Origin of the sequence: Pseudomonas sp. VI4.1 (assembly GCF_002029345.1) — a bacterium.
Lineage (GTDB): Bacteria > Pseudomonadota > Gammaproteobacteria > Pseudomonadales > Pseudomonadaceae > Aquipseudomonas.
The window spans coordinates 1-22,657 of record NZ_MULM01000091.1; the positions used below are offsets into that span (position 1 = coordinate 1).

At 55.4% G+C, this 22,657-nt stretch carries 19 protein-coding genes and 3 pseudogenes; 13 read left to right on the forward strand and 9 right to left on the reverse strand.

Features of this window, described 5'->3' with window-relative positions:
- Positions 1-345: 345 nt before the first annotated feature.
- From BZ163_RS04035 to BZ163_RS04045, 3 genes are all read right to left on the reverse strand, one after another.
- A complete protein-coding gene (locus tag BZ163_RS04035) occupies positions 346-897 on the reverse strand; it encodes a nitroreductase family protein (protein WP_128869864.1) in 552 nt (183 codons plus the stop codon).
- Positions 898-942: 45 nt separating this feature from the next.
- Positions 943-1,926: an aldo/keto reductase gene (locus BZ163_RS04040; RefSeq protein ID WP_128869882.1), complete on the reverse strand. Its 984-nt coding sequence runs from the start codon at positions 1,924-1,926 to the stop codon at positions 943-945.
- Positions 1,927-2,146: 220 nt separating this feature from the next.
- Positions 2,147-2,914 (reverse strand): SDR family oxidoreductase, encoded by a 768-nt coding sequence (locus BZ163_RS04045; RefSeq protein WP_128869865.1) that lies wholly within the window; start codon positions 2,912-2,914, stop codon positions 2,147-2,149.
- Between the two features lie 96 nt (positions 2,915-3,010).
- On the opposite strand from BZ163_RS04045, the gene BZ163_RS04050 reads away from it, so the two are divergent.
- The 5 genes and pseudogenes from BZ163_RS04050 (at position 3,011) to BZ163_RS04070 (ending at position 7,507) form a co-directional block, all read left to right on the forward strand.
- The gene (locus BZ163_RS04050; RefSeq protein WP_128869866.1) at positions 3,011-3,904 is read left to right on the forward strand and encodes a LysR family transcriptional regulator; all 894 of its coding nucleotides are present in this window, start codon (positions 3,011-3,013) and stop codon (positions 3,902-3,904) included.
- 274 nt (positions 3,905-4,178) lie between these two features.
- A pseudogene (locus tag BZ163_RS04055) lies at positions 4,179-4,435 on the forward strand (transposase); the annotation flags it as partial.
- A gap of 304 nt (positions 4,436-4,739) precedes the next feature.
- Positions 4,740-6,110 carry an NAD(P)-binding domain-containing protein gene (locus tag BZ163_RS04060; RefSeq protein WP_128869867.1) on the forward strand — a complete coding sequence of 457 codons (1,371 nt, stop codon included), beginning with the start codon at positions 4,740-4,742 and terminating at the stop codon, positions 6,108-6,110.
- Positions 6,107-7,198, forward strand: a complete 1,092-nt coding sequence (locus BZ163_RS04065; protein WP_128869868.1) for a DMT family transporter — start codon at positions 6,107-6,109, stop codon at positions 7,196-7,198. The genes BZ163_RS04060 and BZ163_RS04065 overlap by 4 nt, the downstream gene beginning before the upstream one ends.
- Before the next feature lie 15 nt (positions 7,199-7,213).
- On the forward strand, positions 7,214-7,507 hold the full coding sequence (locus BZ163_RS04070) for a hypothetical protein (protein ID WP_128869869.1): 294 nt from the start codon (positions 7,214-7,216) through the stop codon (positions 7,505-7,507).
- Between the two features lie 283 nt (positions 7,508-7,790).
- Here BZ163_RS04070 and BZ163_RS04075 read toward each other — a convergent pair whose 3' ends face one another.
- Positions 7,791-8,153: a DUF6124 family protein gene (locus tag BZ163_RS04075; RefSeq protein WP_128869870.1), complete on the reverse strand. Its 363-nt coding sequence runs from the start codon at positions 8,151-8,153 to the stop codon at positions 7,791-7,793.
- A 1,199-nt stretch (positions 8,154-9,352) separates the two neighbouring features.
- Between BZ163_RS04075 and BZ163_RS04080 the strand changes: the two genes are divergently transcribed.
- The 6 genes from BZ163_RS04080 (at position 9,353) to BZ163_RS04105 (ending at position 16,442) form a co-directional block, all read left to right on the forward strand.
- The gene (locus BZ163_RS04080) at positions 9,353-10,381 is read left to right on the forward strand and encodes a helix-turn-helix transcriptional regulator (protein ID WP_128869871.1); all 1,029 of its coding nucleotides are present in this window, start codon (positions 9,353-9,355) and stop codon (positions 10,379-10,381) included.
- Positions 10,382-10,550: 169 nt separating this feature from the next.
- Positions 10,551-12,011, forward strand: coding sequence for an APC family permease (locus tag BZ163_RS04085; protein ID WP_168187308.1), 1,461 nt, complete (start codon positions 10,551-10,553; stop codon positions 12,009-12,011).
- 16 nt (positions 12,012-12,027) lie between these two features.
- Complete coding sequence (locus BZ163_RS04090; protein ID WP_128869873.1) at positions 12,028-12,930, forward strand: polyprenyl synthetase family protein; 903 nt, start codon at positions 12,028-12,030, stop codon at positions 12,928-12,930.
- 165 nt (positions 12,931-13,095) lie between these two features.
- A complete protein-coding gene (locus BZ163_RS04095; RefSeq protein WP_128869874.1) occupies positions 13,096-14,313 on the forward strand; it encodes a Xaa-Pro peptidase family protein in 1,218 nt (405 codons plus the stop codon).
- A 79-nt stretch (positions 14,314-14,392) separates the two neighbouring features.
- Positions 14,393-15,220: a carbon-nitrogen hydrolase family protein gene (locus BZ163_RS04100; RefSeq protein WP_128869875.1), complete on the forward strand. Its 828-nt coding sequence runs from the start codon at positions 14,393-14,395 to the stop codon at positions 15,218-15,220.
- 412 nt (positions 15,221-15,632) lie between these two features.
- Positions 15,633-16,442, forward strand: a complete 810-nt coding sequence (locus BZ163_RS04105) for an NYN domain-containing protein (protein ID WP_128869876.1) — start codon at positions 15,633-15,635, stop codon at positions 16,440-16,442.
- A 164-nt stretch (positions 16,443-16,606) separates the two neighbouring features.
- Here the strand turns inward: BZ163_RS04105 and BZ163_RS04110 are convergent, their stop codons facing one another.
- The 3 genes and pseudogenes from BZ163_RS04110 to BZ163_RS04120 form a co-directional block, all read right to left on the reverse strand.
- Positions 16,607-17,140, reverse strand: a complete 534-nt coding sequence (locus tag BZ163_RS04110; RefSeq protein WP_128869877.1) for an AAA family ATPase — start codon at positions 17,138-17,140, stop codon at positions 16,607-16,609.
- Between the two features lie 137 nt (positions 17,141-17,277).
- Positions 17,278-17,447: pseudogene (locus BZ163_RS04115) on the reverse strand (hypothetical protein); the annotation flags it as partial.
- A 42-nt stretch (positions 17,448-17,489) separates the two neighbouring features.
- Complete coding sequence (locus tag BZ163_RS04120) at positions 17,490-17,834, reverse strand: cupin domain-containing protein (RefSeq protein WP_128869878.1); 345 nt, start codon at positions 17,832-17,834, stop codon at positions 17,490-17,492.
- Between the two features lie 234 nt (positions 17,835-18,068).
- On the opposite strand from BZ163_RS04120, the gene BZ163_RS04125 reads away from it, so the two are divergent.
- On the forward strand, positions 18,069-18,896 hold the full coding sequence (locus BZ163_RS04125) for a hypothetical protein (protein WP_128869879.1): 828 nt from the start codon (positions 18,069-18,071) through the stop codon (positions 18,894-18,896).
- A gap of 79 nt (positions 18,897-18,975) precedes the next feature.
- Here BZ163_RS04125 and BZ163_RS04130 read toward each other — a convergent pair.
- Positions 18,976-19,538: pseudogene (locus BZ163_RS04130) on the reverse strand (TonB-dependent siderophore receptor); the annotation flags it as partial.
- An 85-nt stretch (positions 19,539-19,623) separates the two neighbouring features.
- Here BZ163_RS04130 and BZ163_RS04135 point away from each other — a divergent pair.
- A complete protein-coding gene (locus tag BZ163_RS04135) occupies positions 19,624-21,078 on the forward strand; it encodes a TrkH family potassium uptake protein (protein ID WP_128869880.1) in 1,455 nt (484 codons plus the stop codon).
- A 163-nt stretch (positions 21,079-21,241) separates the two neighbouring features.
- Here BZ163_RS04135 and BZ163_RS04140 read toward each other — a convergent pair whose 3' ends face one another.
- Entirely contained in the window at positions 21,242-22,414 is a 1,173-nt protein-coding gene (locus tag BZ163_RS04140; protein WP_128869881.1) for a DUF1624 domain-containing protein, read from the reverse strand.
- Between the last annotated feature and the right edge of the window lie 243 nt (positions 22,415-22,657).

The window sequence follows — 22,657 nt, forward strand, 5'->3', positions numbered from 1 at the left end:
ATAGGAACGGCGTTGTGGCTGCATGAAAGACCCTCTTAAAAGGCTAGAAGTGGTGTCCACTTAAATTGAGGTGGACACCATCGCCTTTGGCGGTGGGGTCAGGAAGGTGTGTTTGCTGGCCGGTTACGGCGGAAAAGGCAGCATGTTCAATGTGTAGCTCAACCCCAATTCCTCCAGTGTCCACAGTGGCCGAAATGAGCGGGCACTCATGCAGTGATAGAGCGTGATCATATGGTTGACCTCAATGCTTGAGCTGCAATTGTGGCGAGCAGGTAGCAACGGCTGCCCCTTCCCTCGGGTGTGACGTTTTTCAACGTATAGGGCGTGAATAACGCGGTCATCTGACTAATGATCCCTAGTTAACAAATTGGTTTTCTTGAACCCGACGAGAGTGAACGTATGCAATAGCCTATCGCCGGGCCAATTACCTGAGCTGCCTGGGTAAAACCCCAATACGGTCTGAGGGGTGCCGGCGAATCCGTGAGCTGCCAGCGAAAGAAGTAGCGTCTGCGCATACATGCCGATATCCCCTGCGGTGCGAACGCTGTCGCCAATCACCGGCATGAACAGAAACGCAACATGCGGCGCGCCGTAGAATTTCAGGTTACGCAGCATGTCCTCATAACGGGCAACATGATCATCGCGACGAATGCCTGCGGCGTCGTTGCGACGCATGGCCATCGCGTAATGACGCTCGGCGTAGATACCTTTGAATGCTCCAGCGTCAAAGCTGAAATCTGGAGTTCTATAGCCCTCGTTTTCGTCCCTGAGTAGTGCTGCAGACAATTTGTCCCGGGCTGATCCGGACACCACATGAACGTGCCAGGGCTGAGTGTTGCAGTTGTGGGTATGCAACGCATAGCCACTCACCGTAGGGGTGGCCCAGTGCTCGCTCATAATCGGCGAACCCCGGCCAAACAAACTTGGTGAAAAACCGCTGGGTTAAGTCGGGTCGATCTGCTGCATGTGCATTTCAGACATGCGCTCGCCATGTACCGTCAATTTGGAGAACTGCTGCTCCATGACCATCAAGTCTTCACCTGTCAGCTGAATATTCAGCGCCCCGAGGTTTTCAGTCAGGTGATCGACTCTTCGTGTGCCGGGGATCGGCACGATCCAGGACTTTTGTGCGAGCAACCAGGCAATCGCGACTTGTGCAGGCGTCCCGCCTTTTGCCGTGGCCACCCTCCTCAGAATATTCACGACTGGCATATTCGCTGTCATGTTTTCAGGGAACATACGTGGGAATGTTCCTCGGAAATCGGTCTTTGGATCGAATCTGGTGTTAGCGTCCATTTTGCCGGTCAGATAGCCTTCGCCCAGCGGCGCCCATGGCACGAAACCGATCCCCAGCTCTTCACATGCGGCGAGTACCCCGTTGTGCTCTGGGTCTCGATGGAAGAATGAGTATTCTGTTTGAATAGCAGACACAGGTTGCACCGCGTGTGCGCGGCGAATGGTTTTTGCACTGGCTTCAGACAGACCAAAGTGCAGAATTTTGCCTTCTGCGATCAGATCCTTGATAGCACCCGCTACGTCTTCAATGGGCACGTTGGGATCGACCCGATGCTGGTAGTAGAGATCGATACGGTCGGTCTGCAAACGCTTGAGAGACGCTTCGACGACCTTTTTGATGTGCTCCGGGCGGCTGTTTAGACCGATGGTGCCGTCGATGGCGAAACCGAATTTACTGGCAATCTTTACTTGGTCGCGAAAGGGCTTGAGGGCTTTGCCTACCAACTCTTCGTTGGTATAGGGACCGTATACTTCCGCTGTATCGAAGAAGGTGACATCTTTTTCAAAAGCTGTGCGTAGCGTTCGAATGCCTTGATCTATATCAGCAGGTGGGCCGTAGTTGGCGCTGATGCTCATGCAGCCGGCGCCAATGGCAGAAACCTCTAAATTACCTAGATGACGTTTAGTCATTTTTTCAGCCCCTCCAGAAGGTGGTTTCGAGTTCTGGACAACGGTCGGCGGGACCGAAGACCCTGCCCATGCCGAAGCTCCGACTGCCAGGGCTGCCCCTGTAAGCGCGGCTTTAGTCACGAACTCGCGACGACCAAGAGAGGTGAAAAAGTCCGAACCTGATACCGGCTTGTCGCTGTCCATAAAAACTCCTGAGTACGTATGTTTTCGTCTTGCAGAATCAATGCGCTGTGAAACCACCATCGACAGGCAAAGCCGTAGCGACCACAAAGCTCGCCGCCGAGCTGCATAACCAAAGTACTGCTGCAGCGATCTCGTCCGGATGACCCAGACGCTCAATAGGTTGGTCGCGTTTGACGCTCTCCATCGCCTCGGGAGATCGCTCAAGCAGGTCAGTGAACATCGGGGTGTCAATGACGCCGGGGCAAACGGCGTTCACTCGGATTCCGCGAGCGGCGTACTCGACACCCGCACTTTTGGTCAGTCCTATCACACCATGTTTAGTCGCGTGATAGGCGGCACGCCCCGCCTGACCTACCAGCCCTCCCAACGATGAGCAGTTCACAATGGCGCCGCTGCCCTGGCGCTCCATCTGAGCCAGTTCATGTTTCATGCAGGCCCAGACACCGCGCAAATTGATGGCATTGAGTTGGTCGAAGGATTCGGTTGTTTCGTCGGTCAATGAACCGGAATGGCCAGCAATACCGGCGTTGTTGAAGGCCATGTCCAGGCGGCCATAAGTGGCAACGGTACGTTGAATCATCGCGGCCACTTGCGTCTCATCCGCTACATCACAAACGACGGCAGTAACCTTGTACCCGGCAGCAAGCAGCTTGTCGGTTTCGCTGTGAACCAAAGCTTTATTGATGTCAGCCAGGACTACGGCAGCGCCTGTTTTGGCGAAAGCCTGTGCCGCAGCAAGACCGATGCCAGCACTTGCACCAGTCACTAGGGCCACTTGTCCGTTGAAGTCATAGATCGGGTTCATGAGAGGTCCCACACTGAATGTGGACCCAATCTAACAGCGCATCCGACAAATGATTAGATGGTATGGTAGGAATGGACCTATATCATTTGGATATCAATCATGCGAGACACGGTTAACGACTTGGTTGCTTTCCTGACGGTCGCACGTGAGCGGAGCTTTACCAAAGCGGCGGCTCAGTTAGGAACATCACAACCTGCACTCAGTCGGACGCTCAGACGGCTTGAAGAGCAGTTGGGTGTGCAGCTGCTAACTCGCAGCACTCGAAGCGTTTCACCGACAGAGGCTGGAGAACGCTTATTAGGCTCGATAGCTCCACACTTTGAGGGGATCGAAGCTGGATTGGCAGATCTATCTGAGTTGAGCGGAAAGCCAGCAGGTACCTTAAGGATTACCTCGGTAGAACACGCCTCTGCGACGATCCTAACGCCAGCAGTTAGTAGGCTTATGTTGGATTACCCAGAGGTTCGGGTCGAAATCAACAATGACTACGGCTTGGTGGATATCGTCGAGCAACGGTACGACGCGGGGATTCGTTTAGGCGAGCAGGTGGCTAAGGACATGATCGGGGTTCGCATAGGCCCTGACTTTCGGCAGGCGGTGGTTGGTTCGCCTTCGTACTTCAAGCGCAGGCCTAAACCCATCACGCCTCATGATTTGACAGCCCATATCGGAATCAATCTGCGTCTACCAACATCAGGTGGGCTTTGGTCCTGGCCGTTCGCAAAAGAGGAGCGTGAGATCAGAGTCCGCGCGGAGGGCCACATGGTGTGTAACACGGTCCCTCTTATGCTGGACTTTGCACTTGCAGGTGTCGGACTTGCTCATCTCCCGGAAGACGTCGTTGAACAGCACATCCTCGAAGGGCGTCTGGTACGAGTGTTAGAAGATTGGTGTCCTACGGTGACCGGCTATCACCTCTACTATCCAAGCCGCAGGCAGCCGAAGCCTGCGTTTAGGCTTTTGCTGGACTTGCTGCGCCCTGGCGTTTGATGTGGCATTGAGAAGGCGACTAAGCAAGATTCGTCGTCAGCGGGGATGACCGCTTTTGGCCGTATTGCTGCCTGCTGTAAAGTCCTGCAAGGTAAGGGGCCGGCGAACACACCTTGCCGACATCTACATGCCAAAACCCAGGGATGCACATCCTTACCCTGAGGATCGCTTCGCCTCCCATACCCGAGGCAGTAGCGGTATGCGGTAGTTCCGCACGTACGGATCTGGGCGGGAGGCGGCAGGTCACTCCCGTCCCTACCGCGACCCGTGTTCGAAACCCTATCCGCTGGAAACCATGTTGCGCATTCATACGCTGCAAAACTGGCTCTACCTGAGTGATCCGACGATGGAAGAAGCGCTATTTGAAATCACGCCAATACGCCAGTTCGTACGCCTGACACTCAGCGCGCTGATCTGCGAAATCACCACGATCATGAACTGCCGGCACCTGCTGAAAAAAATAAATCAGCTCATGCGAGCGTCACCATCATCAATGGTTATTTTCAGGAAAAAGCCCTCTCCCTACGTCAGGTGTGTTAAGGTTCTGACCGGTTCAAGCATTTTTTCTCCTGTTTGACCGGATCGAACGCTGCCTTCCAGCGTTTTCTCGAGAACCCGCGCTTCATTGGTGGCCTGCCCACCCCCGGCCTTCTGTTTCACCGACAGATGCAGCCTTCATCACATTGCGCCATCGGTTAAGCCGATTTCAGTGCGCATCACCCAGAGCTTGATGGCCCGACCGTTACCGGTACGAGCGTCACTCTTTTCCGCGCTCAGTCGTCGCCAGGGCCAACAAGATCCCGCGTGCGATGAACCGCCTGAAGAAGGAGTCTTTATGACTTTTAGAGTTGCCATTCTTGGCGCCGGCCCTAGCGGCTTGGCACAGTTACGTGCATTTGAAGCCGCTCGTTGCGACGACGCTGAATCCCCCGAGATCGTTTGCTACGAAAAGCAGAATGACTGGGGCGGCATGTGGAATTACACCTGGCGCACCGGGTTGGATCTGCATGGCGAGCCCGTCCATGGCAGCATGTACCGGTATCTCTGGTCAAACGGCCCCAAGGAATGCCTGGAGTTCGCCAATTACAGCTTCGAAGAACACTTCGGCCGGCCGATTCCCTCCTACCCGCCACGCGCCGTGTTGCGTGACTACATCATCGGCCGCGTCGCCAAAAGCAATGTGCGCCAGCACATCCGCTTCAATACAGCGGTGCATTGGGTTGCCTATGACGAGAGCACCGGCAAGTTCGCGGTCACCGTGCGCGACCTCAAGCAGGACCAACTGATCACCGAAGAGTTCGATCACGTCATCGTCGCCACCGGGCACTTTTCGACCCCCAACGCGCCTTACTTCAAAGGCCTGGAACAGTTTCCCGGTCGCGTATTGCACGCCCATGATTTCCGCGATGCGTGCGAGTTTCAAGGCAAAGATCTGCTGCTGGTTGGCAGCAGTTACTCGGCAGAAGACATCGGCACGCAGTGCCACAAGTACGGCGCCAAATCGGTTACTTTCAGCTATCGCACCAAGCCTATGGGCTTTGATTGGCCGCAATCCTTTGCCGAAGTACCGTTGCTCACCCATGTGGTCGGCAAGACCGCACATTTCAAGGATGGCACCAGCAAAGAGGTCGACGCGATCATCCTGTGCACCGGGTATCGGCATCACTTCCCGTTCCTGCCCAACGAGCTGACGCTGACCACGCGCAACCGGCTGTACCCGGAAGGCTTGTATAAAGGCATCGTGTCTTTGGCCAATCCGAAGCTGATGTTCCTCGGCATGCAGGATCAGTACTACACCTTCAACATGTTCGATGCCCAGGCCTGGTATGCCCGGGACATTATGCTTGGCCGCATCAAGCTGCCAGCAGAACAAGCCATGGCCCGCGACAGCCGTGAATGGGTGGCCCGCGAAGAGCAAGTGGCCGATCCCTTTGAAGCCATCGACTATCAGGCCGCCTACATACTCGACCTGCTTGAGCCAACCGATTACCCGCCTTTCGATGTTCTCGCCGTGGCTGATATCTTCAAGGAGTGGGAGCATCACAAAGCCGCCGATATCCTCGGCTATCGCAACAAAAGCTACCGCTCCACGCTGACCGGCACCCTGGCGCCCGTGCATCACACGCCGTGGATGGATGCGATGGACGATTCACTGGAAGCCTTCCTGCACGACAAGCAATCGAAGCCAGCAACGGCATCTACATGAATCAGCCAAGCCTGAGCCAGGCACGGTCGCGCTTCACCACCAGCAGCATCCGCTGGGGGTTTACGTGGGCATTGTGGTGCGCCGTGCTCTGGGGGGCCTGGTACGTTCCAGGTTCCGCAGTCTGGTTCGAAGCGCCTTTTGCAGACCTGAAGTACGACACCAATGCCGAGTTCATGTTGGCGGCAGCCGTGCTGACCACCTTCAACGCCGTTGCCGTGTTGTTCTTCCTGTTCGTTTGGAACGGGGTGCTGGGCAAGTGGGGCGAGTACGTTCGCACCATCAAACAGATGCGTTACATCTCCAAGTGGTTCTTCATCGGCGCCATCTTTGGCGGCCCGATGGCCATCTTCGGCTCGTATCTGGCGATCGGTTATATCGGCGGGGCCTTCGCGGCCATTTCCGCATTGATGTACCCCATCATCGGCGCAACGCTGGCCAGGCTCTGGTACCAGGAGAAAATCACCCGGCGTGCAGCCGTGGGTATTTTTATTATCCTGGCCGGCGGTGTGACGGTGTATGCACCCGGCATCATTGCTGAAATCACCGGCACCGGTGACGCCGGCTGGCTGGGCTATCTAGGCGGTGCAATGGCTGCAATTGGCTGGGGTGTAGAAGGCGCAATCGCCGGTCGCGGGCTCGACGTTGCCGACCCGGATGTAGGCATTACAGTGCGTTTTACCGCCGAAGTGCTGTATTGGGTCGCACTGATTTTGCCGGCCATCTATTTGTTTACCGATCAACCGGTAGTCGAACTGGTGGTCGCCACATTCAATTGGGCGGCCATCGGCTGGCTGACGTTAGCGGGCGTGACTTTCGGGTTCTGCTACGTCTCCTGGTACAAGTCGTTCCCACTGATTGGCGTCGGCCGCGGGCAAGCAATTGCCGCGCTGTATGGTTTGTTTGCGGTGATCTTCCTCGCCGCCTTCACGCTGAAGTTTCCCGAGTGGAACTTCCTGGCTGGTCTGGTGCTGTTTGTGGCGGGCGGGTTTGTGATGTTCACCGAAAGTGATGAGGTGCTCGAAGTCGTGCGCGCCGTATCAACCGACAGCAAAAAACCTGGCACCGCCATTGATGCTGTGGACTCGTGATGGTTGGAGCAAGCCATGAATAAGCTGCATATGAAGGGCCGCATTCTCCAGTTGATCAACGATCAGCAGGACGTCGGCATCTGGGACTGGCAAATCACCGATGCGCTGATGAGTGAATACGGTATTTGCGGTGCCTACTGGCGCGGCAACACCCGCGTCACCCTGACGGACCTGTTCTCCAGCGGCATCATCGAAAGTGTTGAGGAGACGCTGGATGATCAGGCCTATTTCGGTCCCGGCCGAGTGCTGTTCAAGTTCAGGGTCAGCGACTTTGGTCGCCAACGCATGCGCGACACAGCGCTGGCCTGATGGTTGTTGCCACTTACTATTATCACTAAGGAAGCACTATGTCTGATTTCTGGGGTTTTCCGGGCGCCGACATGCTCGCAGTCGCCGTTATTATTGTGCTTAGCAGCTTTGTGCTGTATCAGGCTCGGACTTTTGTGACGAAGCTGTAATCTGTCTGGTCCTGAAATAGGTTTACACCTGATTCACCCTAACGCCCGATGCATCGCATCGGGCGTTTTGTATTTCAAAGACAGGTGTGGACGCTCACGGTTGTAGATCGATACCGGACGGGTTTGCTTCTGCCTCAAGTGGGTGGATCGATCTGATCCAGCATCCGGTTCGCGGTGATTTCCGCGAGCATGATGCTGTTGGAAATACCCAGCAGGGCGTGGCGCGATCCGCCGTCCAGATGATCCACCAGGTGATGAACCATCACGTCGACCGAGGCCAGTGTTTCGACCAGATAGACCGCGAGGGTTTCGGTGGTGGCGTGCGGGTCGACGGTGAACAGGGTGCTGGGTGTGCGTGGGGTGGCTTTTATGTCGGCGGTCGAGGGGGCGCGGGGGGCGAGGGCGCTTTCGGCGGCTTCGTTGAGTTTGTTTGAGTTGCGGCTTTCGCAGGGAGATGCCGGATCGGTGTCCGGGGGATTGGGTGAAGGCTTTACCATTTGCGGGATCCTCAATGGAGTGCCGGCCCTCCTGCTGCTAAACGAGAAGGGAGGCAGCTGTACGCAGGTTAGCAGACCGGGGATCCAGCAAACCGGCGCGCCCGAAGGCGCCCTGCGCACAGCTACCATCGAGTGCAGGCAATGCCTGACTGAAAGAGCTTGTGCACTTCACCGGAAAACCACGAGCTGCTAAACCCGATCACTGATGGGCAGTGACGGGAATCAACTTACCGAGCGGGCCACAGGCGCACAAGCCGGCGGATTCTGGGGTACCCGTAGGCAACGGCGCAAGGTCTTGTAGCTTTCAGGACGTAAGCAGTAGGACGATTAAACATGCGCGTTTTGCGGATGTTTAATTTGTTTAATTGAATATTGTTGCACGACTGATTTCTGCACTCAGTCAGCGTTATGTGAGGAGTATCCGGTGTACCAATGAATGGGTTGGCGTAACGAATGCACTTATTCAGGGGGGGCTTGCACGCAATGCTCAAGGTGTCTCCCTTGGCGAGTTCGCCCTCGGCGGATGTGGGGAACGCTTTGGCATAGCGGTATGAGATTTTGCTCGACGCCGAATAGCGCATTCAGAGCTTTCGTCTCGCGGTTTGTCGGTGGCAATTTTCGACCCCAAAGCAGCCGTTCAGTCCAAGTCTGGCCGTTTTTCTGCCCGTCGCGAGAGCCACGAAAAGACCACGGTGGACATTGAGAGCTTCACCACCCGCTCCTGACCAGCAGCCGTTTCTGATTTGTAGCAGGCAGTTTTAGCCCGGAACTATCACTGCCCAAAGTCTATTCTGAGTTGCACGGTATGTTTTACTTGTTTGGTATTGAGATCGGATTCTGTTTTATGTAGTCCGCGTCTAAACTACTGAGTAAGAATTTGTAGGGTGTTAAGCAGGCTCAAGAGTTAATGTTATTCAATCGCTGTGATGCGTCGTATCTTGATAAAAAGTCAATGGTGTAATATTGCACTATTGTGTTTCTCATTCTTTGTGTCAGCGTGGCATTGTATTTGCTACGGCGCTCGTGTGGGTGCTCTGTTGTCGGTTGCTGGCACGTTATATAATCACCCGAGTCAAACATTATAGTGCTCGATACTTGCCTAAATTAAGGTTTAGTAACGTATTGGAACCGTCGGGCATGGCGCACTGTAAAAGGACTATGCTTTACGAGGTTAGGCATTTGCAAAATCAGAGGTCCTCATGAGTGAAGTCTTCCATGATCATAAGCGTGTGGCGGCAGCAATAGCGGCCGTTGTCGATGCTGTAGGGCGACAGGGCTTTTATGCCGTCGTGCTTGAAACGCTGGGACAATATATTGACTGTGAGCGCTGGCTTGCTATCAAGTACAGCAGGTTTTCTGCCCCCGAATTCATCGTCAACACGTCATTGAGCCACGAGGCGGTTACGCAATACATGGATCACCTCTATAGGATCGACCCTCTGCTTCGGCTAGTGACTGAAGATCGTGTGCCCTCTGTAGTCACGTTTTCGCTCATGCAAAGCGAGGATGAGTCCAATGTTTATTACGATGAAATATTCAAGTCGGGGCAGATTCTGGACGAGTTGACGCTGATGCTGCCTGTCATCGGTGGGGGTTATCTGGGTTTCTGTTTTGATCGCGAATACACCCTGTTCAATGAGGATGAAATCGCCTTTTTCACTGCCCTGTACCCGATCATCGTCGCTGCGCATGCCGCGCACATGCGAACGGAGTTCATGGAGGGGCTTGGTGCCCTGTTCGGGAATGGAAAGGTCGGCGTACTCACATTAGGAAGTGATAACAGGGTCATCTACCAAAACCCCGCATGGAACGCCTTGACCGGTCATGCTTTCGAAAAAGAAAAGTTGGAATTCATATTGAGTCAGCCTGAACTGATAGCGGTTCATGTTGAGGGTTTGATTGCCCACTGGGAATATTCCAGGAATGTATCCGCTTCTACTGCGAGCGTCAGAGCAGTATTTCTCGAACAAAAAAGCGAAGGGTATATACAAACGGATGTAAAAGAGTTCTTCGAACGATTCTATGATACTTATCACCTCAGCCCGCGCGAGCGACAACTGGTCGAAAAAACCTTACGTGGATATTCGATGCCTGTGATCGCAGAAAAACTGGATCTCAGCCTGGGAACGGTCAGAAATTATAAGCAGCGGTTGTACGCCAAACTCGACATCACCAGTGAACGGGAAATATTCTCTTTGTTCATGATGCACATGTTCGGGCGGTCATAACGGTGGCTAGTGCAGATTAGCACTATTGGTACAGTCGGTGACGAGCGCTAACATCGCCTTCAAGGCTCGGCACGCATCCCCGCAACAACGGTCATTCAGCGGCCGACCTACAACGATAACAATATGAACTTGAAGACTCGCGGATTACGCGAGCGGCGGGAGTATGCTCATGAACAGCACATCGGTTGGCAAGGACAATTGTCAGGAAAAGGGTCATCACCTCCAGCGTGAACTTAACTTTTCCTCCACATTCTCCCTGGCTTTTGCCTTCATCTCGCCCATCGTGGCGCTTTACTCCATCTTCGGTATCGGCATTTTAACGGTCGGTCCTGCCTTCTGGTGGGGGTTGGTGGTGGCCATGGCAGGGCAACTGCTGGTGGCGTTGGTCTTCGCCATGCTGGTATCGCGATTTCCGTATGAGGGCAGTATTTATCAGTGGTCCAAGTACCTGCTCGGCAGTCGCTTTGGCTGGTTTGCGGGCTGGACGTACATCTGCACGCTGCCGATCACCATTGCAACGGTAGCCCTTGGCGGCGCGGGATTCGTGGCGCAACTGTTCGGCATCGATGCGACCGACAAGATGATCAGTGTGCCGATTGCCCTGTTTCTCATCGCATTCGCCACGTGGGGTAATACCCAAGGCCGAAAAATTTTTTCGACCATCGTCTGGTTATGCATTGGTGCCGAAGTGATCGGTTCGGTCGGCATCGGCGTGTTGTTGCTGATGGAGTTCAAAGTCAACGCGCTGTCCATCCTGATTCCCGACGCTCAGGTGTTTGCCTGGCCGGAACCAGGTATCGCCGGCTTTTTCTCGTCGAAAGTAGCGCTCGCCATCGCCTACTGCGGTTGGGCATTCGTAGGCTTTGAAAGCGCCGGTGCCGTTGCTGAGGAAGTCAAAGATCCTGAACGAGCGGTACCCAAGGCGATGCTGTTTTGCCTGCTGTCGGTTGGCGCGGTGGTGGCATTCTCGGCGTTTTCGCTGATTTTGGCGTTGCCCACCTTGCAGTTCCCCGCCGGTAGCGACCCTGTCACGGTGACGCTGGTCACTCATTTAGGGCAGATCGCTTACAAGGGCATGCTGGTGCTGTTCATTATCGGGTTTCTAGCGTGCATGCTGGGCATTCAGGCGTCGGTATCGCGGGTTATTTGGGCGTTCGCTCGGGATAGAACCATTCCCTGCTCGGATTTCCTGCGACAGCTGAGTGGGGATGACAAATTGCCTACGCGCGCTTTTCTTTTAACGGGCGGGTTATCGGCACTGTTGTTCATGTTGTCTTTTACCAATATTTATCCGCTGTTATTGGCGTTCAGTATTGCCGGATTCTATCTCGCCTTTGCATTCCCGCTGGTGGGCGCTTGTATAAGCGTATTGAAAGGAGACTGGCGAGAGGGGCCGTTCTCTCTGGGAGTCTTGAGTATTCCCACCATCTTCGCGGCAACAGGTTGGACTCTATTTGAAACGGTCAATATTTCGTGGCCTCGTTATCCGGAACTTGCGTGGTACGAAAACTGGGCGGTGCCGATCATGATTATTTTCCTGGCGATGGCGGGTTGGGTTATTTATTCGAAATGGGCCGCACCTTCTTACACGCACTCTACGTTACGCGCTGCCGTTACGGATAACGAATAAATCTGGTGAACCAGTGATGCAAACACATAAAAACTTGGACAGCGAAAGATATCTGATACTTCGCGCTCGACTGGACAGTGGATTGCGGAAACTACTGACACACTCAAGTCCCTCACTGGACAAGCTGTATAACGCCATGGCTTACGGCGTATTTGAGCCGGGTAAGTGTTTGCGGCCAATCCTCGCTTACAGTGCGTGTGAAGCCATGGGAGGGCAGCTTGACGCTGCGGACGGTGTCGCTTGCGCGTTGGAGCTGATGCACGCCTATTCCTTGATACACGACGATCTACCGGCACTGGACGACGCGCTCGTTCGTCGAGGGAAGCCGGCGTTGCATGTAGCCTACGGCGAGAGCAACGCCTTGATCGCGGGGGATGCCTTGCAGGCTCTGGCGTTCGAATCGTTGGCGCAACCATCAGCGGTGAGTGCCGAGACTCGGCTACAAATGGTGGCGGTCATGGCCAGGGCGGCTGGCCCCTCTGGTCTTGCAGGCGGCCAGTTTCTCGATATGGCGCTGGCCGGTGCCCGACCGACTCTGGAGCAAGTCGCTGAAATGCAGCGTTTGAAAACCGGCGCATTGATCGAGGCCAGCGTCGTGCTGGGCGCAATGGCGAGTGGCGCAGCTGTGGAAACGAGTCGCTTCGTGGCCTTGAGAAAATACGCCGCACTGATCGGAAGAGCCTTTCAAGTTTGCGACGACATTCTGGATGTCGTCGGAGATCGGGTTGCCCTGGGGAAAGCGGTTCACGCGGACCAGCACGCTGACAAGTCCACCGCTGTTTCTTCAATGGGATTGGAAGGGGCGCAGCAATATGCCTCGCAACTTCTGCGGGGAGCGTTAACGGCACTGGATGCATTTGGCCCAGAAGCCGATGCACTTCGACAACTTGCACATGTTGTCGTGGAACGCGACCTCTAGCGATACGAGATTTCGTTCCTTGGTTAATTTGACAACGATAGCAATAGTGCAGATTTGCAGTATTTTAATTCTCTTGTCATGGGTTGAATATGACGGCTACGGCGCTCGAGCGCTGATCAGTATTCAGCGCACTTATGTATAAAAACAAAGATTGAGGTAATCGTGATGACTATCGAAAGAATGAATTACCCTGACGGTTATTTTCCAGTGGATGAATATGAAGATCGCTGGAGAAAAGTGGAAGATGAAATGCGCCGGCAGGGTTATGAGTTGGCCATTGTCTGGGGCAAGACAGCCGGCCACTATGAGCGGGCCATGGAAACACTTTGGCTCACCAACTTCTGGTCGGAACATTCTGGCCAGGAACCGGATTCTCCAATCTGGAACGCACGAGGTTTCTGCTGTGTGATATTGGAGCTTGGAAAGAAACCTGAACTGCATGCCGACGTGGCGACAGTGCGCCGTCGTATGGTGCGCTGCGGCGATTATTTCTTCAGTGATGACCCGATCAGCAGCGTCGCCAAGGCTCTGAACGCGCGCAAGCCTCATCGCAGCGTCGTGTTCGTCGGGTCCGACAATCTGCCGATGAAGTACGCCAGGCAGCTCGCGGAACAGACGCCCGGTATCCAGTTCGAGTATGACGATAACCTGATCCGCCGCTGCCGCCGGATTAAGAGCCCGCGAGAGCTGGACATGTTTCGCGAAGCGGGGCAGATGGTCTCCAGCGCCTTATACCGCGTGTGCGACAGCCTTTACGCGGGCAAGACTGCGGCCGAGGCAGCGGCAGAAGGCGCTTATGAACTTACGCGTCGCGGGGGAGGATGGCTGCGGATTCCAGTGAACTTCGGCAACGACGAGGACAGTCAATTCTTCGAGCGTGACCCAATGTACGGGTATTCCATGGGCGCGCCGAGCAAGGGCGATATGGTCAGGACCTGGATCTATGGGCCCACGCATCAGGGGTACTGGCTCGATCCAGGACGCTCATTGGTTTGCGGCGGCAAGCCCACCCCGGAGCAGCGCTCGCTGCTGATCGACTCTTACGCCATCACGGAGGCGGTGATGAACTCCGTGAAACACGGCGCCCGGGTGCTCGACGTGGTCGGCGAGGCCGAGCGCGTGCAGGCACGCGTGGCCGAAGAAGAGGATCTGGCCGCCAAGCAATGGCCGTACTTTGGCCACGGCAACGGCTCCATGTGGGAACACCCGATCATCAACCGGGACTCGGTCACGGCGGACGATATTTTCGAAGAAGGGATGGTCGCCTCCGGAGAGTCCTTCATGACACGAAAAGGTGTCGGCAGCGTTGGGTGGGAGCAGAACTTCATCGTCACCCGGACCGGAATCGAGTTGCTGACGACAACTCCGGTTTTCTGGTTCTGATCGACAGTCGCATTGTTTGACGTTTCAGGGCACCGCTCCCATCGACCCAGGTGCGGTGCCCTTTTTTATGGAGGCTTCCATGAACATTTTGCTGGCACAATTGCCCATTACGGACGCACAGGTCGACATCAACCTGAGCAATATGCTGTCAATTATCCGCAATGCTCCGATCGATACAGATTTAATCGTGTTTCCGGAGACGACGCTCTCAGGTTTTCCCACCAAGGATGAGATTGGTACCGTTGGGCTGACGACCCGTGGCAAGCCCATCCGACTCATTCAGGAGGCGGCACGCAATAGCAATACAGCCATCGCTTTTGGCTTTTGCGAGCTTGCTGACGGGCGGGCTTATAACACCGCGATGTTGGTCGACAGATTGGGGCGCATTGCCCTCAAATACCGCAAGACTCATCTCTGGCCCGATACGGACTGGGGCGTTTTCGATGCCGGCTCGCAGTACGCGGTGTGTGAAATTGCCTCGTTACGGGTGGGCGTGCTCATCTGCTATGACATCGAGTTTCCGGAGACCGCCCGCTCGTTGGCCCTGTTGGACGCCGACGTCATCCTCGTGCTGGATGGCAACATGGACCCCTACGGCCCCGTACACCGACGCGCCGTGATCAGCCGCGCCATGGAAAACCAATGCTTTGCCGTTTTGGTGAATCGCATTGGTAAAGGTAAGGGGCTGTCGTTTCCTGGCGAGAGTGTCGCCGTCGATCCGTTCGGAAATGTGTTGGTCGAATCCACCGATGGACATCCTGTCTATGCCACGCTGGAACGCGGACAGATTGAAGAAAGCCGAAAAAATTATCGCTATTTGCGAGACCGACGCGCCACTCCCCTGGGCGTCGAACGGGACACTAGCGAAGACGGCGTCGTTAACACTGTCAGCGTCATTCCTGGGTGAAACAGATACTCGCGAGTGACTGCTTTTGGCCGTTTTCTGCCCGTCGCGAGAGGCAGAAAGCGACCGAGGCTGTGTAAAAACGTTTTAGAGCAGGTTTGACGGTCAGAACCAGAACGAAAATCGCGTTCCTACGCAAATTTCAGGTCTGCTGACTAGCCAAGTGTTGGCAGATTTTATGTAGCAACGCAGACTTCCAGACGGTGTCTGTGTTTTTACACACTCTGGACCCTAAGCAGCCTCTGACCATCGGCTGCTATCGGTCGATTAAAAGTCATTGGCTAATCGGTTCCGCTTTGCACATCACCGCAAACCCGTCGCCGTTGGCAAAACTCGCTCTCTAGCGCGAAGCGGTGATCCCTTTGTTCATCCGTGATTTAACGGTATGTTGAAGTCCTCAACTCAAGGACGACCCATGGCCATCCACGCACCCACCCCCACGCAAAAACACTTGGCAGTGTTAATCGACGCCGACAATGCCCCCGCAGCAATTGTCGAAGGTTTATTCGAAGAAATCGCCAAGTACGGTGTCGCCAACGTCAAGCGGATCTATGGCGACTGGACTGGCCCTCAGTTGGGTGGATGGAAAAAGGTGCTACTCGACCATTCGATTCAGCCTATCCAACAGTTCGCGTACACCAAAGGTAAGAACGCAACAGACAGTGCCTTGATCATCGACGCAATGGACCTGCTGTACACCCGACGCTTCGACGGTTTCTGCCTGGTTTCGAGCGACAGTGACTTCACCCGCCTCGCTTCGCGGTTACGAGAAGAAGGTTTGACGGTCTACGGGTTTGGTGAAGAAAAAACCCCGAGACCGTTCGTGTCGGCCTGCGACAAGTTCATCTATACCGAATTGCTGCGCGGTGAAGTGCTTGTTGCTGCAAGCAATGGACATGGTCGACCCGAACCCGAGCCACCCGCCGAAATCGAGGCCATCAAAGTCGCCAGTACGCCCGAAGTAAAAAAGCTACCCAAGGCACCAGTAAGTTTCATCGCAAAGATCTTGGATGACATTGCCGACGAGGACGGCTGGGCTCACTTGGGTGCGCTGGGCACCAACATCAGCAAATTGAGACCTGAATTCGACCCTCGCACCCATGGTTATAAAAAGCTCAGTGAGTTGATCAAGGGGTATCCGGATACGTTTGAACTGCAAACTAGAGGAACGTCGGGAGTGGGTGGTTCAATACTCTATGCCCGGCACCGACAGCCGAGCTCGTAGCCCCCGTCACCAACGACCGCTCTTGGCCGGTTGCTGCCTGTCGCACAGGGTTGCAACCGACCTAAAACCGGACGTTCTTGATGGAGTGCGATTCTGCTCGTCCCTCATCGCATACGAGCGTGGTTGTCTCAGTATTACCACCGGTGGCGAATGCTGCTGTCCATCTACTCAAGACAGGGTTTCAGCTGATGTAAGCCATCAAAAAATGCAGCAATCTGCCGGTCACCACACAAATGCACCGTAGGAATATGTGGCCCCACAGCCAACCGCACCGCCTCAATGCCCGGACGATAACCACGATCGAAATTCCACACAAAACTCAGAAAGGTCAAAAACGCCCGATCAATCTTCTCTTTACAACCTGTAGCCAGATCCGGTCGTGGCCGGTTCATCACGCTACGCACGATCACCCGGGCTAAACAGGTAACCCGCGGCGTATCAAGCCAGATGATCAAGTCGGCACGGGGCAAACGAAGATCAAATGTACGCCGCGCATAGTTGCCCTCACAAATCCACGCATCCGGCGCGATCGCTTCACTGACCCGTGCGCGGAATTTCTCGGCGTCCGGTTCGACCCAGCCGGGCTCCCAGAACAATGTGTCCAGGTGCACCACCGGCAGGCCAAGATGCCTGCCGAGGGCGCGGGCGAGGGTGGATTTGCCGCTACCGGCGTTGCCCAGAATCACAATCCGTTGCATGGTCGGACTTCCTGTCGAGAAAAAGCAGGCAATTGTGCAGGTTTCGTAGCCTCGGTTAAAGATTGCTGGGGGATGACCGCACCACAGGAATAAGTTTTTTGTTGCCTGCTGCGCTATTTGCAGATGCGAGCAAGAAGTCAGAAATCCCAGCGTGTCGACACCATCACGTTCCGCGGATCTCCTTATACGACGATCTGTAGAACCCAATATTGGTGAAGTACTTCTTATCGAGCACGTTGTTGACGTTCACTGAGGCGAACAGGTTTTTGCTCAACTGGTAGCGCGCCATCAAGTCGACCAGCCAGTACGGGCGTCTATAAACCCCAGTGCAATTCAGTTAGCCCAGCACTTACTCTTGCCTGACAATATCAACCGATATCTCCACCGCTGGAATCGTTCCTCTGTTCTCAAGCCAGTGAGTGGTATTCCTGTCCTCAGGCCAGCCCACTCCCGGCGCATAGTCCCTGGCAATTCCATTTCGATGATCCGTGATCGTGCCTTGCAGTATATAGACGGTGCCCGGCCTGTCTTTATGGTTGTGAATCGGGCCAAAGACGCCTCCAGGCTGGATGGTCACCATACGCATTCTGAGTTGGCGGCCTGCCATGCCCTCAATCTCAGGACCAAGGTCAACCGTTGCCAGTAACTTCACCGTAACGCCTTGCGTCTCGGGTGCTACCTGTTCGTCGTTCATCGTGCGCTCCTTTTAGAAGCTACAGGGCCTATCTAAATAGTAGACCCCTAAAAAATCTGACAGTCCCTTCTTTCACCTACACTCAATCATCGAGTGGATCGAACCTCCTGCACGTAAGGTCATCGTCGCGACATTGCGGCTCGTCGCTCTAAATCCGCAACCGGTCTAGTGCAATCGCTGTCCCACGCATCTGGACTGATCATCCACGCTCGTGCAGAGGCGAGGACGGAAACCATGATCGATTCACAGCCCCCCCAGCTTATCCCCCCCAAGCTCTGGCAGGCCATGCTGCTGATGCTTTGCTTCGGCGCACCGGTATTGGCTCAGGCCGATTGCGTGTGTTACGGCACCTTCGCCGAGCAGCAGGCCTGCCAGAACAGCTGCACGATGCAAAAATGGCGAAACGACCGGGAAAGGGTCCAGGACAATATTCCCGAAGACATGAAAACGGTGGTTCCAGACTATCTGCGGGCCCGCCAGCTCTTGCGAGAAACCCCGAGTACCGCACCCAACCTGCCGCAAGTCTTCCTTCAATATGAGCAGGCGCGCGAGCGCCGGGATACGGCACTGCTGCATCAGTACCTGGCGCAGGTCTCGGTGGAGGCGCTATTGACCAATGGTGTCGGCTTCAAGATCCTCGACGATCGCTATGAAATGCCCGAGTTTGCACGGCCGGCATTCCATGACTACGCGCATCAGATGTTCAATGCGACTATCGATATCGTGCCCAATAAAGGCAGGGTCAATGTGCATTCGAGGTATCCGGGAATACTCGATGAGGCTGAACTGCAGGCGTGGGCGATTAAACACGGTGGCGTGAAACCACAGTTGGTGTTCGGCAGAATCGTCTTTCCCAAGGCGGGTGAAGGCAAACCACTTGATGAGTTGACGCCGGAAGACAGAAAAGTGGTGGGCGATTGCAATGCCGAGACCAACCAGAAGTATCCTACCGCTGCCAAGGTGCGCAGGGACCGTAGTATCACCGACAAGTCCATCGCGGTAGAAGCTCAGAACTACTATCGGGCATGCATGGCGAAGTCATGCAAATCTTGCAGCTACTGAGTAGCGGTCCGGAGCCCAAGACCACGGTCCAGTGGCCTGAGCAATTGATCGGACGCTATTTGCAGAGGAGGGCAGGACGTCAGAAATCCCAGCGTGTCGACACCATTACGTTCCGCGGATCCCCGTAGTACGACGATCTGTAGAACCCGATATTGGTGAAGTACTTCTTGTCGAGCACGTTGTTCACGTTCACCGACGCGGAGAGGTTTTTGCTCACCTGGTAGCGCGCCATCAGGTCGACCAGCCAGTACGGGTCTTGGGAAAACTCTTGGGTCACACCTTTGCCGCTGTTGTACACGTCTTGCCAGCCTTTGCCTTGCCAGCGCGCGCCTCCGCCGAGCGTGAGGCGGTCGAGGCTGCCGGTGAGTTTGTAGCTGGTGTAGAAGTTGAGCTGGTCTTCAGGCTCCCAGGTGGAAAACTTTTGCCGCTGTCATCACGGATGACCTTGTGGGTGTAGCCCGCTTGAACTTGCCAGCCCGGTGCCAGTTCGCCGGAGATTTCGGCTTCATAGCCTTTGGTTTTTGCCTTGATGCCGACGTAGGCCCAATCCACGAGCGCGCTGGGCGGGAGGCTGTTGTTGTATTCGGTGTCTTCTTCAGCCCGGTTTTCTTCATGGATTTCGAAGTAGGCGAGGCTGGTGTTGCTCGTAAAAGTTTTACGCAAAATTTACGAGGCTTTCAGGTTGGGCATCCGATACTGCGCGGTGCTAATTTGGAACGCACCTGTTATGTCCTTCGCAGCAATTCGGCTTATCGGCTTCATCTTAGGCATTTTTCTGATCACGCTGGCCGTAAGCATGGCCATTCCCATGATCACACTGGTGATCTATGGGCGTAGCGACGATCTCTCGGCATTTCTCTGGTCGAGTTTGATTACCTTCGTCTGTGGCCTCCTGATGATCGTGCGGGGGCGCCCGGATACTGGCCAGCTTCGTCCCAGGGATATGTACCTGCTGACGACCGCAAGCTGGGTAGTTGTGTGCATGTTCGCAGCGTTGCCAATGGTGTTTATCAGCGATATCAGCTACACCGACGCATTCTTTGAAACGATGTCTGGCATCACAACCACTGGCTCGACTGTACTCACCGGTCTGGATAGCGCATCTCCCGGCTTGCTGATATGGCGCTCCATGCTGCATTGGTTGGGAGGCATCGGTTTTATCGGCATGGCTGTGGCGATCCTCCCACTGTTGCGAGTGGGCGGCATGCGTCTGTTCCAGACAGAGTCCTCAGATTGGTCGGACAAAGTGACACCGCGTTCCCATATGGCAGCCAAGTATATTCTTGTGCTCTATCTGGGGCTTACTGGCATCGGCGCCCTGGCGCTCTGGCTCGTTGGGATGACGCCATTCGAAGCGGTCAACCACGCCATGTCGTTGATCTCTACCGGCGGGTTCTCAACGTCGGATGCCTCACTTGGGCATTGGACGCAACCAGCGATTCACTGGGTGGCAACGGCTATCATGATTCTGGGCAGCCTGCCATTCACCTTGTACGTCGCGTCATTGCGGGGCGATCGGCTTGCGCTGATCAAGGACCACCAGGTACGCGGATTTATTGGATTCTTGCTCGTCACATCGCTGGCTGTGGGGACCTGGCTGTGTTTTCACAGCGATTACGGATGGTGGGATGCGTTTCGTATCGTGGCAGTCAATGTGACCTCGGTCGTCACGACCACCGGAATTGCGGTTGGCGACTACACGTTATGGGGCAGCTTCGCTGTCTTGCTCTTTTTTTATCTGACCTTTGTCGGAGGATGTTCAGGCTCAACTGCAGGCGGGCTTAAAATCTTCCGATTTCAGGTTGCTGGCGCCCTGTTGGTCAGTAGTTTGAAGCAGTTGATCCATCCTCGAGCCGTGATTCAGAAGAAGTACAACGGTCATCCCATCGACGAGGAGATCTTGCGCTCGCTGTTGACCTTCTCGTTTTTCTTCACCATCACTATTGCTGCCATCGCCTTGGGCTTGGCGCTCATTGGACTTGATTGGACAACAGCATTGAGCGGTGCAGCTACCGCAGTGTGTAACGTCGGGCCAGGGCTTGGCGCGATCATTGGGCCGGCCGGTAATTTCTCATCATTACCGGATGCCGCCAAATGGCTACTGACCGTGGGAATGCTTCTGGGAAGGCTGGAAATCCTGACGGTGTTGGTACTGGTAACTCCGGTTTTCTGGAGATATTGACCCACCTTGTCGGGGTGCCGCTGTTGGTCGATTCCTGCCTGTTGCGAAGGGCAGCAATCGACCGAGGCTGTGCAGCGGGCGGCCGACAGCTGCTCGGTCAGCGTCGAAAAAAAAGGTGTGGGCAAACGCCTTGCCAGCGCGCGCCCCCGCCACCTGTGTCCCGTTAAAAGTATTTAAGCCAGCCGATATCGCGCCGCCGCGCCTTCAATGCGGCGAACCAGCGCACTGGCAGATACAGCGTTGCAGCCAGCAGCACCGCCGTCAGCCACACCGCCCAGATGCTGTCGAAGCCGAAGTAGTTGCCTTGGTTCGCACCGAACACTGCCACGCTGATCACGTACATCACTTTCAGTACGTAGAGGTGGAGCAGGTAGAAGAACATCGGCGCCGCGCCAAACACCGCCAAGGTGCCGATCCACTTGCGTTGCTGCGCCCGTTCAAAGGCAAGAAGCAATAGCAGGCCCACCCCCAGCGTCAGCGACAGGAAGAGCAGGGAAGGGGGGTATTTGGTGATGTTGAAGAAGCTCATGACGGTGTGCGGGGTGCTTTCATAGACCAGCCAGTGCGCCTCGCCATAACCGTTGACCAGGCGCAGGGCGACGAAGCCGATCAATGCGCCGGCGCCTGCCAGCAGCAAATAGCGCTGACGCACGGGGGTGGAGGCTGCGCGAGAGAACCAGGGGCCGATGCAGTAACCCAGGGCGATCACGCCGATCCATGGCAGTACCGGGTATGAGCTGCGCAGGCGCAGGCTGTCCGAGAATTCGAGCCAGCCGCGATCATGCAGGATTGCCCAAGGGATGTGCATCGCCGAGCCGACCGGGAAGTGCAGGGGATCGAGCAGGTTGTGTCCGGCGACGATGATCAGGCCCAGGACACAGAGGACTGGCCGAGGTAGCCAGACCAGCGCCGCGAGGGCAATCATGCTGACGCCAATCGCCCAGATGACCTGCAGGTAGATCACGGTGGGCGGGAGCTGGAATGTCCAGGCGAAATTCACCAGGGTGAATTCCAGCAGCACCAGGAACAGGCCACGCTTGAACAGGAACAGCGACACATCGTGCTTGCCTCGGTGCTTTTCGCCGTACAGGTAGGCGGACAGGCCCGTGAGCAGAACGAATACCGGCGCACATAAATGGGCGAGCGTGCGGCTGAAGAATAACGTCGGGTCAGTGGTGTCGATGGCCATCGGGTCGGCGACTTGACGGTGCAGGAAGAACGTTTCGCGCACGTGATCCAGCAGCATGAAGATGATCACCAATCCCCGAAGGGCATCGATGGACATCAGGCGTTGGCTGACGTTTGTGGTGGGGGGGATTTGGGTAAGGTGGGTCATGGAAAGTCGCAGGCAGGGGGCGGATGGCGCTGTCGGTAGATAGCCGATAGGGCGTGTAATGTTATTCTATGACGTATTATTATATTTTGTCCTGCCCTCGCGAATTCCTGCTGCCGTTGTGCTGTAAAAGCAGAGGGCGGCCTTGAGTCTTGCGGCGCCCATGATGACGCCTTCGCCGGCAAGCCGGGCTCCTACAGGGGGATTGGTGTGGTTCACGGATTTTGTATTCACTGAAAATCAACT